13 protein-coding genes and 1 pseudogene are annotated in these 13941 nt (G+C 72.6%); 5 read left to right on the top strand and 9 right to left on the bottom strand.

Features of this window, described 5'->3' with window-relative positions; translation table 11 throughout:
- Positions 1-4: 4 nt before the first annotated feature.
- The 3 genes from BMY19_RS12300 to BMY19_RS12310 form a co-directional block, all read right to left on the bottom strand.
- On the bottom strand, positions 5-787 hold the full coding sequence (locus tag BMY19_RS12300; protein WP_020093080.1) for an ABC transporter ATP-binding protein: 783 nt from the start codon (positions 785-787) through the stop codon (positions 5-7).
- 85 nt (positions 788-872) lie between these two features.
- Entirely contained in the window at positions 873-1652 is a 780-nt protein-coding gene (locus BMY19_RS12305; RefSeq protein WP_244435397.1) for an ABC transporter permease, read from the bottom strand.
- An 8-nt stretch (positions 1653-1660) separates the two neighbouring features.
- Complete coding sequence (locus BMY19_RS12310; protein ID WP_100251884.1) at positions 1661-2641, bottom strand: aliphatic sulfonate ABC transporter substrate-binding protein; 981 nt, start codon at positions 2639-2641, stop codon at positions 1661-1663.
- 662 nt (positions 2642-3303) lie between these two features.
- Here BMY19_RS12310 and BMY19_RS12315 point away from each other — a divergent pair.
- Together BMY19_RS12315 and BMY19_RS12320 are read left to right on the top strand one after the other, a co-directional pair.
- Positions 3304-4584, top strand: a complete 1281-nt coding sequence (locus BMY19_RS12315) for an NAD(P)/FAD-dependent oxidoreductase (RefSeq protein WP_100251885.1) — start codon at positions 3304-3306, stop codon at positions 4582-4584.
- Between the two features lie 255 nt (positions 4585-4839).
- On the top strand, positions 4840-5517 hold the full coding sequence (locus tag BMY19_RS12320; RefSeq protein ID WP_100251886.1) for a cell division protein DivIVA: 678 nt from the start codon (positions 4840-4842) through the stop codon (positions 5515-5517).
- Between the two features lie 423 nt (positions 5518-5940).
- Here BMY19_RS12320 and BMY19_RS12325 read toward each other — a convergent pair whose 3' ends face one another.
- Both BMY19_RS12325 and BMY19_RS30455 read right to left on the bottom strand, forming a co-directional pair.
- The gene (locus BMY19_RS12325; RefSeq protein WP_100251887.1) at positions 5941-6363 is read right to left on the bottom strand and encodes a VOC family protein; all 423 of its coding nucleotides are present in this window, start codon (positions 6361-6363) and stop codon (positions 5941-5943) included.
- Between the two features lie 274 nt (positions 6364-6637).
- The gene (locus BMY19_RS30455) at positions 6638-7042 is read right to left on the bottom strand and encodes a hypothetical protein (protein ID WP_139215631.1); all 405 of its coding nucleotides are present in this window, start codon (positions 7040-7042) and stop codon (positions 6638-6640) included.
- A 41-nt stretch (positions 7043-7083) separates the two neighbouring features.
- Between BMY19_RS30455 and BMY19_RS12330 the strand changes: the two genes are divergently transcribed.
- From BMY19_RS12330 to BMY19_RS12340, 3 genes are all read left to right on the top strand, one after another.
- The gene (locus tag BMY19_RS12330) at positions 7084-7599 is read left to right on the top strand and encodes a DUF4188 domain-containing protein (RefSeq protein WP_100251888.1); all 516 of its coding nucleotides are present in this window, start codon (positions 7084-7086) and stop codon (positions 7597-7599) included.
- Positions 7600-7738: 139 nt separating this feature from the next.
- Positions 7739-9079, top strand: a complete 1341-nt coding sequence (locus tag BMY19_RS12335; RefSeq protein WP_100251939.1) for an LLM class flavin-dependent oxidoreductase — start codon at positions 7739-7741, stop codon at positions 9077-9079.
- A gap of 160 nt (positions 9080-9239) precedes the next feature.
- Positions 9240-10727: an HWE histidine kinase domain-containing protein gene (locus BMY19_RS12340; RefSeq protein WP_100251889.1), complete on the top strand. Its 1488-nt coding sequence runs from the start codon at positions 9240-9242 to the stop codon at positions 10725-10727.
- 28 nt (positions 10728-10755) lie between these two features.
- Here the strand turns inward: BMY19_RS12340 and BMY19_RS12345 are convergent, their stop codons facing one another.
- The 4 genes and pseudogenes from BMY19_RS12345 to BMY19_RS12360 all read right to left on the bottom strand — a co-directional run.
- Positions 10756-11322, bottom strand: a complete 567-nt coding sequence (locus BMY19_RS12345; RefSeq protein WP_100251890.1) for a cytochrome b — start codon at positions 11320-11322, stop codon at positions 10756-10758.
- Positions 11319-12467 carry an acyl-CoA dehydrogenase family protein gene (locus tag BMY19_RS12350; RefSeq protein WP_100251891.1) on the bottom strand — a complete coding sequence of 383 codons (1149 nt, stop codon included), beginning with the start codon at positions 12465-12467 and terminating at the stop codon, positions 11319-11321. Before BMY19_RS12350 ends, BMY19_RS12345 begins: the two co-directional genes overlap by 4 nt.
- 215 nt (positions 12468-12682) lie before the next feature.
- Positions 12683-13573, bottom strand: a complete 891-nt coding sequence (locus BMY19_RS12355; protein ID WP_100251892.1) for a LysR family transcriptional regulator — start codon at positions 13571-13573, stop codon at positions 12683-12685.
- Between the two features lie 81 nt (positions 13574-13654).
- Positions 13655-13789: pseudogene (locus BMY19_RS12360) on the bottom strand (DUF1348 domain-containing protein); the annotation flags it as partial.
- Between the last annotated feature and the right edge of the window lie 152 nt (positions 13790-13941).

Below are 13941 nucleotides of genomic sequence, written 5' to 3' on the forward strand. Positions count from 1 at the left end.
GGCCCTACCACCAGCTCGCGCGGGTCTCGGGCGCGGGCGGCCGGCTGCTCGTCGCCGGGCGCAGGGAGTGGTCGAGGGCGGCGAGCACGCGGCGCACGGCCTCCTCGTAGGTCGCCGCCACCGGTTCGCGCGGCCGGGCGAGCGCGACCGGGACGGTCTCGTCGAGGCGCCCGGGCCGCGGGCGCATCACCACCACCCGGTCGGCCAGGGTGACGGCCTCCCCGACATCGTGCGTGACGATCAGGATCGTCGGCTTCGACTCGGCCCAGAGACCGAGGAGCTGGTCGTGCAGCCCCTTGCGGGTGAAGGCGTCGAGGGCCGAGAACGGCTCGTCGAGGAGCAGCACCCGCGGCCGCGCCACGAAGGCGCGGGCGATCGCCACGCGCTGCTGCTGGCCGCCGGACAGCTCCCGCGGCCAGCGACCGCCGTGCTCGGCGAGCCCGACGCGCTCCAGGGCGTGGGCGACGCGGGCGCGGCGCTCGGACCGGGACAGGTCGGCGAGGCCGAAGCCGACATTGCCGGCCACGTCGAGCCAGGGCAGCAGGCGCGGCTCCTGGAAGACCACGCCCACGCTCGGATGGGGCGCGCGGATCGTCTCGCCGTCGACCGCGACGGCGCCCGCGCTCGCGTGGTCGAGCCCCGCGATCAGCCGGAGCAGGGTCGTCTTCCCGCAGCCCGAGCCGCCGATCAGCGCGACGATCTCGCCCTGCTCGACCGACAGGTCGATGCCCGCGAGCGCCTGCGTGCCGTCCGCGTAGGTCTTGGAGAGGTCGTCGACGGTCAGCACGGGCGTCTCTCGGCGGGCGTGGCGTGGGGATCGCGGCGCGGGGCGGCCTCCCGGTCCGCGGCGCGCGTCCGCACCGGCGCCGCGGTCACAGGCTGTCCCGCACGGTATCCTGCCACCGGGTCAGGGGGGCTGTCAGCGTGACCAGGGCCATGTCGGCCGCCTTGCCGACGAGGGCGAAGGCGATGATCGCCGCCACGATCTGATCGGGCTTGCTGAACTGCTGGCCGTCCACCAGCAGGTAGCCGAGCCCCTCCGAGGCGCCCATCAGCTCCGCCGCCACGACGAACAGGAAGCCGAGGCCGAGCCCCGTGCGCAGGCCCACCAGGGTCGCCGGCAGCACGGCCGGCAGCAGGATCCGGCGCGCGAGGGCGAGGCGGGACAGGCGGAAGATCCGGCCGACCTCGACCAGCTTGCGGTCGACCGAGGCGATCGCGCCCGAGACGCCGACATAGACCGGGAAGAACACCCCGACGGCGATCAAGAGGACCTTCGGCGTCTCCAGGATGCCGAACCACAGGATGAAGAGCGGCACCCAGGCGAGCGACGGGACGGCCCGCAGCGCCTGCAGGCTCGGGTCGAGGAGCCAGCGCAGCGGCGGGACCGTGGCCACGAGGGCGCCGGCCAGGATCCCGGCCGCCGCGCCGCAGAGGAAGCCGAGGCCGACCCGCACGAGGGTCGCCTCGACATGCATCCAGAGATCGCCCGAGACGGCCAGGGCCCAGAGGGTCGCGGCGATCCGGCTCGGCGGCGGTAGCAGCCGCCCCGACGCCGCGCCGCTCGCGACCGCGATCTCCCAGCCGATCGCCAGGACGAGCGGCAGCAGCAGACCCAGGCCGGCGCGACCGCCCCGCCGCAGAAGCGGCACGCGGCCGCTCACTGTCCGGCGACGGGATTGAAGCGCGTGTCGAGCAGCCCGTCGACGGCGGCGGACACGTCGGTGCCCGCCGGGATGATCCCGGCCTGCTGCAGGGCGGTGCCGGCCGCCTTGATCGACTGCGCCTGGGCCGGGCCGATCGCCGGCTGGGAGAGGTCGGTCCGCTCGAGCTGCCGGGCGATCACCGGCTCGGGCAGCTTGGTGGCCGCCACGAGGGCCGCCGCGAGCGCCTGCGGGTTGGCCAGCGCGTAGGCGCGCGCCCGCTCGTAGGCCGCGATCACCGTCCGGACGAGGTCGGGATGGGCGGTGGCGAAGTCCTCCCGGACGTCGAGCAGGCCCCAGGTGTTCGCCGCGGCGTCGCGGTAGACCAGCACGTCGCCGTTCTCGATCTCGGCCGCCGCCATCATCGGGTCGAGGCCGGCCCAGGCATCGACGTCGCCGCGGTCGAGGGCGGTCCGCCCGTCCGCGTGCTGCAGCAGCACGAGCTTGGCGTCGCGCTCGGTGAGGCCGGCGCCCTGGAGCGCGCGGATCAGGAAGATGTGCGGATCGGTGCCCCGGGTGACGGCGACGCGCTTGCCCTTCAGGTCGGCGGGCTTGGTGATGCCGCTGTCCTTGCGGGTCACGAGCGCCGTCCATTCGGGGCGCGAGTAGGCGTAGATCGCCTTGATCGGGTTGCCGTTGATGCGCGCCACGAGGGCCGCCGCGCCGGCCGCCGACCCGAGATCGATGGCGCCGGCGTTCAGGAACTCCAGGGCCTTGTTGGAGCCGAGCGACTGGACCCAGCGGACCTTGATGCCCCGCGGCGCCAGCGCCTCCTCCAGGAAGCCCTTCTCCTTCAGGAGCAGGCCGACCGGGTTGTAGGTCGCCCAGTCCAGGCGGATCTCCTTCGGGTCGTCGGCGCGGGCCTCGCGCGGCGCGAGCGCGCCGAGGCAGGCCAGGGCGAGGCCGGCGGCCAGGAGGGATCGGCGGGTGGAGCGCATGGTCGGGCCTGATGTCGTGGCGAAACGGAGGGCGGGGTGCGGGGCCGGCGCGGGGCAGGGGATCCGCGCCGCGGCGCGGTCCCGAGCGGTCTCGTCCGGGCGGCTGGGTTCAGGGGCGCGGCGCCGTCGGCGAGACGATCGGCCGGGCGCATCCGGCGCGTCCGAGACCCGGGACCGCCCCGATCGCGCGATCCGCGCCGACACATCCCCCGGCTGCGGGATCACGCCCGGTCCGCCCCTGCGTCTTCATCGTACCTGCGCGGCCCTCGGCGTGACTGTGAATACAAGATCCTGTCGGCCGGTCGCGGAGTCAACAAAAGGGCTTTCTCTACTTCACGGCGTCGAAGCAAGAATTTTCGGTCGGCCGACCCAGGACGAGAAGAAATTACGCGTCCGCGCGCGCGAGGAACGGCGTCTGTCCTCCCGGGCCGCGCCGCGGCCACGCTGGAGCCGCGCCGCCCGCACTCACGTGAGACCGCGGCTTCGGGCTGACGGGTCCTTCCGGCGCCCGAAGGCGCGCCAGGGTGGCGGCTGCCACGACGGTTGAACCGCCGGCGCTCGACTGTCGGAAGCGATCCGCGCCCGCGCCAGGACTGTAACCGTTGCCGCATCGCCGAGCGACGTGCAGAGTTCGATGTCTCTGGCACGGGGGGAAATCTGCCATGGTCTCGAGAATCGTCGTGATCGGCGGCGGCTTCGCCGGTCTGTGGGCCGCCGCCGCCGCGGCGCGCGCCCGGACCGAGTTCGGCCTCGGCGACTGCGTCGCGGTCACGGTGATCGCGCCGGACCCGTTCCACGTCATCCGGGTCCGCTGCTACGAGGCCGATCTCGGCGACCTGCGCGTGCCCCTCGACGACGTGCTCGGGCCGATCGGCGTGGAACGCCGCGAGGCGCGCGCGATCGACATCGACCCCGCGGCGCGCACGGTCACGGTCGAGTCCGCGGCGGCGTCCGCGGTGTCGTCCGCCGCGTCGTCGGGCGTCGTCGAGACGCTGGCGTACGACCGCCTCATCCTCGCCGCCGGAAGCCTGCTGTGGCGCCCCGAGATCCCGGGAATCGCGGGCGCCTTCGATGTCGACACCTTCGCGGGGGCCCAGGCCCTCGCGGCGCATCTCGATCGTCTCGGTGACCCGGGCGGGCCGGATGAGGCCGGCCGCTGGACCGCCGTCGTCATCGGCGGCGGCCTGGTGGGACTGGAACTCGCCTGCGAGCTGCCCGCCCGGCTCGCCGCTGCCAGGGACCGGGCCGGGGCCACGGGTCCGGTGCGGACCATCCTGCTCGACCACGCGCGCGAGGTCGGGAGCGCCATGGGCGCGGCGGCCCTGCCGGGGATCCGCGAGGCCTTGCGCGATGCCGGCGTGACCTGCATCGGCGGTGCGCGGGTCGGTGCCGTCGATCGCGCCGGGGTGACGCTGGCGGACGGGACGCGCCTGCCGGCGTGGACGAGTGTCTGCGCCACCGGCATGCGGGCGAGCCCGCTGGGCGGTACGCTCGGCCTCCCCCTCGACCCGCTCGGGCGCCTGCCCGTCGACGCCTTCCTGGCCGTCCAGGGGCTCGCTGGCGTCTACGCGGCCGGCGACATCGCCTCGGCTGCGGCGGACGATGCCGGTCATCGCACGGTGATGTCGTGCCAGCACGCCCGGCCGATGGGTCGGTTCGCGGGTTTCAACGCGGTCTGCGATCTCGCCGGCCGGCCGGAGCGGCGGCTGCGCTTCGCCGCGCCCGACTACGTCACCGTGCTGGATCTGGGCGCCTGGGGGGCGGTCTACACCGCCGGCTGGGATCGCGGCACGCTGGTCTCGTCGGGCGCCGCCGCGAAGGCGACGAAGCGGATCATCAACGGCACGCGCATCTATCCGCCCCTCGACCGCGACGCCGCGTCCATCCTGGCCGCGGCCGCGCCGATCATCCAGGCCGCGCCCGCGACGCAGGCCGCGCGATGACGCCGGCCCGAGCGCGGCCGGTCCGGGAGTCCGGTCGTCGGCGGTCGATATCCTGCCGAAACCGCTCGAAGCGCCTCGGAGACTGGAACCGAACCGGCGGAAGATTGTCGAGCCTTCCCGTCCGGGCCTGCCGAGACTGATTGGGCCGCCACGAACTGTCCAGGATTCGCGCCGCCGCGCCGCCGATTAACCACCCATTAACCATACCGAAGATTGTATTAGCTATTGCCAAAATCCCGCCAGGGTAGAGCCATCATGGTCGCGGCCCCCACAGCCACGTGGTCCCACATCCTCTCGCAGGTCGCCGACAGCCTGGACCGCTTCGTCGAGGGACCGTCCGCCGAGATCCTGAAGCTCAAGCCGACGTTCGACACGGTCGAGGGGCCGGCCGCGCTGTCCGCGCCGCGCATCGAGCCCGTCGCGCACCCGCCGATCCTGCCGGAACCCGCGGTCAACGACGCGGGTCCCGCGCCGGTCCTCTGCGAGTCCGAGGCGGTGTCGGACTGGATGAGCACGCTCGACATCATCACCGGCATGGCCGGCCGCGCCGAAGCGCAGAAGCAGCGCCTGCAGGAGCAGAGCATGTCGCACGAGGCCGCCCTGGCCGCCGCGCAGCGCGCGCTGGCGGAGACCCGGCACCGCCTGCAACTATCCGAGATGCGCGTCCGCGAGGTCGAGGCCCGCGCCGATATCCGGCTGCAGCGCGTCCAGGCCGAGGCGGACGCCCAGGTGCAGGACATCCGCGCGGAGGCCGAGGCGCGCGTCCGGACGATCCGCGCGGAGGCCGAAGCCTGGGTTCGGGCCGCCGAGGAGCAGGTCCGCGTCGCCGACCTGCGCGCGGAGACGGCGGAGAAGTGGCTCGGCCGGATCGACGCGGCCGCCAAGGCGCTCCTTCTGGGCGGCCACGTGAGCCGCGGCCCGGCGGGCGCCTGAGGCCGAGTGCCGGGGCCGGGCCATGTCCGCGTCGGGCACCCGGCCCCACCGCGGCGCTGCTCCAGGCCGTCCGCCGGGACCCGTTTCCGGACGCGCTCCGCGCCGAGGACGGAGCGCCGCGGTCTCCCGCGCGGTCGAGGCCGGCTCGCCGATCCGCGGGTGGACCGTACCGATCCGGTCTGTCGCCGTCGCGGCACTCGCCCTGCCGCTGCCCCTCTGCGGCTGCGTCTCCGGCCGCGTCCCGTCCGCCGACATCGCCGTGGCGGAGCCTCCGACGGCCGCGCCGGCCGCGGCGCGGCCGCCCGATCCGGCCCTCGACCCGGCCATCGTCGCGGATTCGTCCGGGTGGCGCCTGCGGCTCACCCGCCTCTGAGGCGCGGCCTTCCCGGCACGGCCGATCTCCTCGGCGGCCTCCGCGCCCGCTCAGAGTCCGAACGTCACCCGACCGCGTTCATCGATCCGCCAGGCCGGGTTCCAGGCGATCTCCCAGGCATGTCCGTCCGGATCGCTCAGATATCCGCGGAATCCGCCGTGGGGCGGTTCGTCGGCCGCGCGCAGGAGCGTCCCGCCCGCCGCGACGAGCCGCGCGATGGTGGGCGCGACGTCGCCGCGGTTCGGGACGTTGTGGGCGAGGCAGAACGCGCTCGGGCTCGGTTCGCTCGCGCGCCGCATGTCCTGGTCGAGGTTGGGGTTCTGCCAGGTTCCGAGCATGAACCCGTTCATCTGGTAGAAGACGATCTCTTCGTTCTCGAACACGGGAGCCCAGCCGAAGCCGTCGCCGTAGAAGGCGCGCGATCGGCCGAGCGATGAGACGCCGAGCGTGATGACCGAGATCTGCTGCTGCATCGTCGGATCCTAGCATCCGACACGGGCGCGTCGCGCGAAATGTCGAAGGCCTTGCGCCGTCGACACGATGCCAGTCGGCCGGCGCACGCGGTGGACGGGCCCATTGTCCGGCCGCGCGCTCGGCGCCGACGCGCCGCTCTCTCGATCCTCAGTCTTACAGAATGTTCACGTCGTCGAAGGGCAATTGTCAGCTAGGCATCGCAACCCGAGAAGCGGTCAGGTATTGACGAGGGGGAGCAGAGTTGAAGAGCTCTCAGGCCCCGGTAGGGGCGATTCACTTCAGGGAGTCGAGACGATGATCGATCCTGGCACTTTCCGCGAAGCCATTCTCGCTGTGGTTGTTCTTGGAGGAGGGGCTCTCGTGGTCGAACAGTACATCCGCACCCGCGCCTGGCCGCGCTCCCGGCAGAATGGCCCGGATTGCGGGGCGCGCACGCGCTGAGCCGCGCGCGATCCCGAACGATCCGGCGACGGAGCGGAGATCTCCGAGGCGGTCGGCACGAACCTCGAGGATCTCCGCGGCGGCGCGCGCGGGAGCGTCCGCCCGGATCGCGCCTGCCGCGCGGCGGCCGTGACGGAGGTCGACCGGGTTCGTCCGATACTGCCGGACGTCGCGGGTCGTAAGCAACGCGGTCCACGAATATTGCTCACCGACCGCGGCGTCGCCTATTCTCGACACTCAGGGCCCGCCAGGACCGGCCGGCGAATGAGGGCGCGATCATGGGCGCGAACCGGCGACACGCGGTCCCGGACTTCTCGGGCTACCCGGACCTCGTCGTGATCTATCTCGGGATGAAAGTCCGCACCCTGGCCGGCGTGAAGACCCTGCTCGGCTTCGGGCCGCGGATCGACAGGGTCGGCGCGGCGCGGCCAGAGGGCCTCCTGCACTACGAGAACAACATCATCTTCAGCCTGCGCCCGCTCCATGTCGGCATGCGCTGGTATTGGCGGGACATGGACAGCATGGTCGCGTGGTCCAAGTCCGAGCCGCACCGGATCTGGTGGCGGGATTTCCTGCGCGACACGCGCGGCGTCGGCATCTGGCACGAGACCTACCACATGCGCGGCGGTATGGAGGCGATCTACCACGACGTGGCCGAGCCGGTCGGATTCGCAGCCTTCTTGCCGATGCAGGAGGCAAGGGGCTCGCTGGCGGCCCGGCACGGGCGTTACGCCTCGTCCGACCTGCGCGACCTCCCCGCCGACAACGCGCCGGACGCCGCAGTCCCGCGCTGAGGCTCCGGCCGCCCGGCCGGAGTTCCGGTGCGGCGGATGAGCCGTGCGCGACGCGGGGTCCGCCCGTGCGCACGGTTCGGCTGGACACCGGCCCGCGCGGAAGGCACGGAGCGGATCAGGCACGATGACGGTCGGTTCGATGAGACAGGATACCCTGCGCCTCGGCGCGTTCTTCTACGCGACCGGCCACCACGTCGCCGGCTGGCGCCATCCCTCCAGCGAGGCCGACGGCGGGCTCGTCCTGGAGCGCTACGTCGGCTGGGCGCAGCGCGCCGAGGCCGCGAAGTTCGACCTTATCTTCCTGGAGGACGGGAGCGGGATCCGCGACCTCGACCTGCGGTCGAGCGAGCGCACCGCGCGCTCGACCCATTTCGAGCCGCTGACGCTGCTGTCGGCCCTTGCGGCGGTGACGCGCCGGATCGGTCTCGTCGCCACCACCTCCACCAGCTTCAACGAGCCCTTCAACGTCGCGCGCCGGTTCGCCTCCCTCGACCATCTCAGCGGCGGGCGCGCCGGCTGGAACCTCGTGACCTCCGCGACCGACGCGGAGGCGGCGAATTTCGGCGGCGACCGGATCGGCCGTCACGCCGACCGCTACGAGCGCGCCGAGGAATTCGCGGACGTGGTCCTCGGCCTCTGGAACACCTGGGACGACGGCGCCGTGATCATCGACCGCGCGAGCGGCCAGTTCTCGAAGCCGGACGGCTTCCGCCCGCTGGATCACCGGGGCAAGCATTTCGAGGTCCGCGGTCCGCTCAACATCTCGCGGACGCCGCAGGGCCAGCCCGTGCTGGTGCAGGCCGGCGCTTCCGGGCCCGGCAAGGACCTCGCGGCGCGGACCGCCGAGATCGTCTTCACCGCTAACCAGACTCTGGAGGAGGCGGTCGAGTTCTACGGCGATCTCAAGGGGCGCATGCCCGGCTTCGGTCGTGCGCCGGATGACCTCAAGATCATGCCCGGCCTGTTCCCCGTCGTCGGGCGCAGCGAGGCCGAGGCGCGGGCGAAGTTCGAGGCGCTGCAGGACCTGATCGACCCGGTGGTCGGGCTGGCGCTGCTCGGTCGCATGATCGGCGGCCACGATCTGTCGGGCTACGATCCCGAGGGGCCGGTGCCGGAGTTGCCCGAGACCGAAGGCATCAAGTCCCGCCAGCAACTCATGTTCGACCTCGCCCGCCGCGAGGGCCTGACCCTGCGCCAGCTCTACCTGCGCATCGCCGGCGCGCGCGGCCACTCGCAGATCGTCGGCACGCCGGCCCAGATCGTGGACGAGATGGAGGCGCGGTTCCGGGCCGGCGGGGCGGACGGCTTCAACATCATGCCGCCGACGCTGCCCGGCGGCCTCGACGACTTCATCGCGCTGGTCCTGCCGGAGCTGCGGCGGCGCGGCCTGTTCCGCACCGAGTACGAGGGCCGGACGCTGCGGGACCATCTCGGCTCGCGCCCGCCGGCCGGGTTCGGCCCCGGTCGGGCCGCGGTGTAGCGGCGGGCCTCTTCCCGGGTCCGATCGGGCGAGGCGTCGCGACCCCCTGCGGCGTCTCGGACCGCATCATGATTGCGCACAAGCGATCCCCGCTGTGGTACAGCCACGCCACGAGGGCCGAAGGCCGCCATCGGCGAGTCGTGACAGGGGCGACCGGGCATTGACGGATCAGCAGGAACGCACGCGTTTCGAGGCGGAATTCGCCCGCACCGACGCGAGCACCGACCCCTTCGTCTCCGCCGTCCGGGCGACGCGGATGCCGATGCTGATCACCGATCCCCATCAGCCGGACAACCCCATCGTCTTCGTCAATGCCGCCTTCTCCAAGCTGACCGGGTACGGCCACGACGAGATCATCGGCCGGAACTGCCGGTTCCTTCAGGGGCCCGAGACCAGCAAGGCCGACATCGCGAAGATCAGGGTGGCGATCGCCCGCCGCGTGCCGATCGAGATCGAGCTCTTGAACCACAAGAAGAACGGCGAGCTCTTCTGGAACCGGCTGCTGATCTCGCCGGTCTTCGATCGCGACGGGGAGCTCACCTACTTCTTCGCGTCGCAGTTCGACGTGACGCTGGAGCGGGAGAAGCTCGCGCGGATGCAGCGCGACCGGGAGGCGCTCGAGCAGGAGATCGAGCGCCGCACCAGCGACCTCACCCGCAGCGAGGAGCGGCTGCGATTCATCCTGAAGGCCGGACGTTTCGGCTCGTGGACTCTCGATCTCGCCGACATGCGGCTCGTGGCCTCCGAGACCTGCAAGGAGAATTTCGGGCGGGTGCCGGGCGAGGCGTTCAGCTACGAGGACCTGATCGCCGCGATCGAGCCCGAGGACCGGCCGCGCATGCAGGCGGCGGTGCAGACCTCGATCCGCGAGCACAGCGACTACGACATCGAGTACCGGGCGCGCACGCCCGGCGGCGAGCTTCGCTGGCTGCAGATCCGGGGTCAGACCTTCTACGACTCGGTCGGGCAGCCGCTGAGCATGGCCGGCGTCTCCATCGACGTGACCGAGCGCAAGCGCGCGGAGGAGCACCGCGCCCTCCTGGCCGACGAGCTGAACCACCGGGTGAAGAACTCGATGGCGACCATGCAGTCGATCGCGCACCAGACCCTGCGCAACGCCGCCTCCCTGGAGGAGGCGCACAGGACCCTCGACGCGCGGCTGCACTCGCTCTCGGCGGCCCACGACGTCCTGACCCGCCAGAGCTGGATCGGGGCCACGCTCGACGTCATCGTGGAGGGCACCCTCCAGGCGTTCCGGGGCGGGGCGGGACAGCGCTTCCTGATCAACGGACCGGAGGTGTGGCTGACGCCGCGCCTGACGCTCGCCTTCACGATGGCGCTGCACGAACTGGCGACCAACGCCGTGAAGTACGGCGCCCTGTCGAACGACCGGGGGCGAGTGGTCCTGAACTGGGACGTGGTCGACGGGGCGACGCCGGCCCGTCTCTGGTTCCGCTGGGAGGAGGTCGGCGGACCCGCGGTGACGGCACCGGCCCGCGGCGGGTTCGGCACGCGCCTCATCGAGCGGGCGCTGGCCGCCGAGATGGGCGGCTCGGCCGAGATCGAGTACCGCCCCCGCGGCGTGGTCTTCACGCTGGACGCGCCGCTGCCCGACCGCGCGTCCGCCGCGGCGGAGGCGACGGTCTGAGGATCGCGTCCCGCGGGCCCGCCGCCGGTCAGGTCATGCGGGTCAGGACGGTCTCGTTCCAGAGCCTGCGGTGCAGGAACGCCATCGCGGCGTGGCCGAGCACGACGACGAGGAGCGTGAAGCCCAGCCAGTAGTGGAACAGGTCGGCGGGCAGCATCATCCACTCGATCTTCGTCTCGCGCGCCGGCATCACCGGGATGCCGTAGGGCGCGAAGGGCTTGCCCGATCCGTACTGGCGCAGCAGCGCGAGGCTCGGGACCAGGACCATCAGGAGATAGATCAGGCCGTGACCGGCCGCGACCGCGCGCCCCGGCGCGCCCGGATGGGCGGGGCGCCGGTGAAGATTCGCGAGGCCCCACACTCCGCGCAGGAGCACGAGCACGAACAGGGTGAAGCCGAGGGTGAAGTGGCTGCCGCCGACGAGGCGGGTGAGCGCCGCATCGCCGATCGTGACGTAGAGCAGCGCCCCGGTGAATTGCCAGGCGAACAGGGCCGCCATCACCCAGTGGAAGCCGCGGCTGACGCGGCCGTACCGCTCCGGCGTGTCCAGCCAGACGGTCCGCGATGCGGTGGCGTGGCCGCTCTGCCCCGTCACGCGGCGTTCTCGGTCCAGAGGTCACCGGCCAGGCCGTCCCCGCGCAGGATCTCGGAGGCCGCGCTGGTGAGCGCGTGATCCGGTCCGGGCTGGCGCAGGTAGGTGGCGAGATCGCGCGACAGCCGCTCCAGCGGATGGCCGCGCAGGAAGCCCTGGAGGCCGACCGAGCGCTGGGCCAGCTGGAGGATGTCGAGGCCGGCGCGCTCGACCGCGAGTCGGACCAGGTTGATGTAGGCGACGACGCGCTCCGGCGGCCTCGCCGCGTCCGACGCGACCTGCGCCCCGCGCTCGACCCAGAGACGCGCGCCCTCGACCGCGATGGCGCCCTCGCCGAGGCGCGCCAGCTGGTGCGGATCGCTCCCCCGGCCGAGGCGGCGCAGATGGCCGCGCCAGGCATCGAACACGGCCTCGATGCCGCCGAGCTGCACCGCCGCGAAGCGCCACGCGCCGCCCGAGAAGGCCGGCTGCCGGAAGTAATCGTCGGGCTGGCCGAGGATATCGTCGGCCGCGAAGGCGAGGCCGGTGAAGTCGATCGTGCCGGTCGCCGAGGCGCGCATGCCCTGCGCCCGCCACGCCGAGAGATCGGACCGCGTGCCGGCGTCGAGCGGCACCACCATCATCGCCGTGCCGCCCTGTCCCGGATGCCGGGCGGTGACGAGGGCGCGGGTGACGAAGCCGGCGCCCGACGCGAAGGTCTTCACGCCGCGGAGATGGCCGTCGACGTCCGAGGCCTCGATCGTGAGGCCGCCTTCCCCCGGCTCGGTGTTCCAGACACCGAACAGGTGGCCGGCGCGCGCGTCGGCGAACAGGCGGACGCGCTGGGCGGGTGAGCCGTACCGGGCGACGAGCTGGAGGGCGTTGACGTGACCCTCGTAGAGCCGGCCGAGAGCGAGGCTTCCGTAGCCGACCAGCCGCAGAACCTCCGCCAGGGCACCGGCGCCCGGCTCCGTCCCGAGGCCCGCGCCGCCGTGATCCACCGGCACGGGCGCGGCGAGCAGCCCCAGGCGGGCGAGATCGGCGATGTCATCCAGTGGGAAGCCGTCGTCGTGATCCTGGGCGTCGGCGCGCGCGGGCGCCGACGCGGCGATCGCGCGCGCGGCCGCCTCGGAATCGTAGACGGGATCCAGGCGGGTCCACTGATCCATGCGCCTGACTCCTCTCAGAGCGCCACCGCGTCGACATTCAGGCGAATGGCCGCTGAGGGGCGGTTGCCCACGGTCGCGCGCTCGGGTCTCGTCACGTATGGGCCCCCATTGCCCGCAGAAGATGCGGAAGATCCTAAAAAACTAACCTAAGACTGAGCCATCCTTTCCCCGGCCGCGGCTGCGACCAATGCGACCGTCGTCGATCCGGGCTGCTCTCAGTTCAGCGTCCGGTTGGCGCGCAGCCGCGCTACGGCCAGATCGACGAACGTCCGCACCTTCGCGGGCGCGTGCCGGCCTTCCGGGTACAGGACGTGGACCGGCAGCGGCGCTTCCTCGTAGTCGGCGAGCACGATCTGCAGGTGGCCGTCCCGCAGGTCCGGGCCGATCTGGTAGTTCAAGACACGCGCCAGCCCCCAGCCCGACCGTGCGGCGCCGATCGAGACCTCGTTGGTGTTGCCCTCCAGAGTGGGGCGGACGACCACCCGCTCGTTCCGGCTGAACCGCCACTCCGGCGACGCGAAGGCCCCGGTGGAGACGGCGATCCGGTGGCGCTTGAGATCCGCCGGGGTCGCCGGCACGCCGTGCCGCGCGAAGTAGTCCGGGGCGCCGCAGATGACGTGGCGCACCGACCCGACCCGAGCGGCCGTGAACCCAGAATCGGTCAGGTGGCCGATGCGGATCGCCACGTCGATTCCCTCCTCCACCATGCTGACCGGCCGGTCGACGAAGAGGGTCCGCGCCACCATGGTCGGGTAGGTGTCGAGGTAGTCGGTGACGATCGGGAGCACGTGCATCCGTCCGAACAAGACCGAGGCCGTCACCGCGAGCGTGCCCGACGGCGTCGCGTTGGAGCCGGCCGCCGCCGATTCCGCCTCGGCGATGTCGGCCAGGATCCGCCGGCAATCCTCGTAGTACCGGCTGCCCGCTTCCGTGAGCTTCACGGAGCGGGTCGTCCGGATCAGGAGGCGGGCGCCGATGGTCTCCTCGAGTGCCGCCACGGCGCGCGTCACGGCCGGCGGGCTCATGTGCAGGAGGCGGGCGGTCTGCGCGAAGCTCGCCGTCTCGGCGACCTTCGCGAAGATGCGCATGGCCTGCCACCGATCCATAGCCTCGCTCCGGGTTCTCGCGGCCGGGTCGCGACGCTCACGCCCGATCCGGCCCGCCGCGTCGGCGTCCCGGCCGAACGGTCAGAAGCCGAAATGGCTCAGGCCCGGATGGTCGTCCGGCCGGCGCCCGAGGGGCCAGTGAAACTCGCGGTCCGATTCCGCGATCGGCAACGCGTTGATGCTGCTGTGCCGATAGCGCATCAGCCCGTCGTCGGCGAGGCGGACCTTCGTGATCGTGCTCTGCGCGTCGAAGGGCGGCGGCGGACGGGACAGGACGGGCTCCTTGTCCTCGGGGAAGGTTCAGCCCGGCTCCGGTAGCGGCGCAGGATGATCCGCCGGCGCCGGTCCCGCGAGGCGGAACACGGCGC

This window comes from Methylobacterium sp. UNC300MFChir4.1 (assembly GCF_900110155.1).
In the GTDB taxonomy this organism is placed as follows: domain Bacteria; phylum Pseudomonadota; class Alphaproteobacteria; order Rhizobiales; family Beijerinckiaceae; genus Methylobacterium.

What these genes read in the sequence shown, in the direction of transcription:
- BMY19_RS12310 (WP_100251884.1), bottom strand. Translation starts at nt 2,641, where the DNA reads ATGCGCTCCACCCGCCGATCCCTCCTGGCCGCCGGCCTCGCCCTGGCC.
- BMY19_RS12315 (WP_100251885.1), top strand. Translation starts at nt 3,304, where the DNA reads ATGGTCTCGAGAATCGTCGTGATCGGCGGCGGCTTCGCCGGTCTGTGG.
- BMY19_RS12320 (WP_100251886.1), top strand. Translation starts at nt 4,840, where the DNA reads ATGGTCGCGGCCCCCACAGCCACGTGGTCCCACATCCTCTCGCAGGTC.
- BMY19_RS12325 (WP_100251887.1), bottom strand. Translation starts at nt 6,363, where the DNA reads ATGCAGCAGCAGATCTCGGTCATCACGCTCGGCGTCTCATCGCTCGGC.
- BMY19_RS12330 (WP_100251888.1), top strand. Translation starts at nt 7,084, where the DNA reads ATGGGCGCGAACCGGCGACACGCGGTCCCGGACTTCTCGGGCTACCCG.
- BMY19_RS12335 (WP_100251939.1), top strand. Translation starts at nt 7,739, where the DNA reads ATGAGACAGGATACCCTGCGCCTCGGCGCGTTCTTCTACGCGACCGGC.
- BMY19_RS12350 (WP_100251891.1), bottom strand. Translation starts at nt 12,467, where the DNA reads ATGGATCAGTGGACCCGCCTGGATCCCGTCTACGATTCCGAGGCGGCC.
- BMY19_RS12355 (WP_100251892.1), bottom strand. Translation starts at nt 13,573, where the DNA reads ATGGATCGGTGGCAGGCCATGCGCATCTTCGCGAAGGTCGCCGAGACG.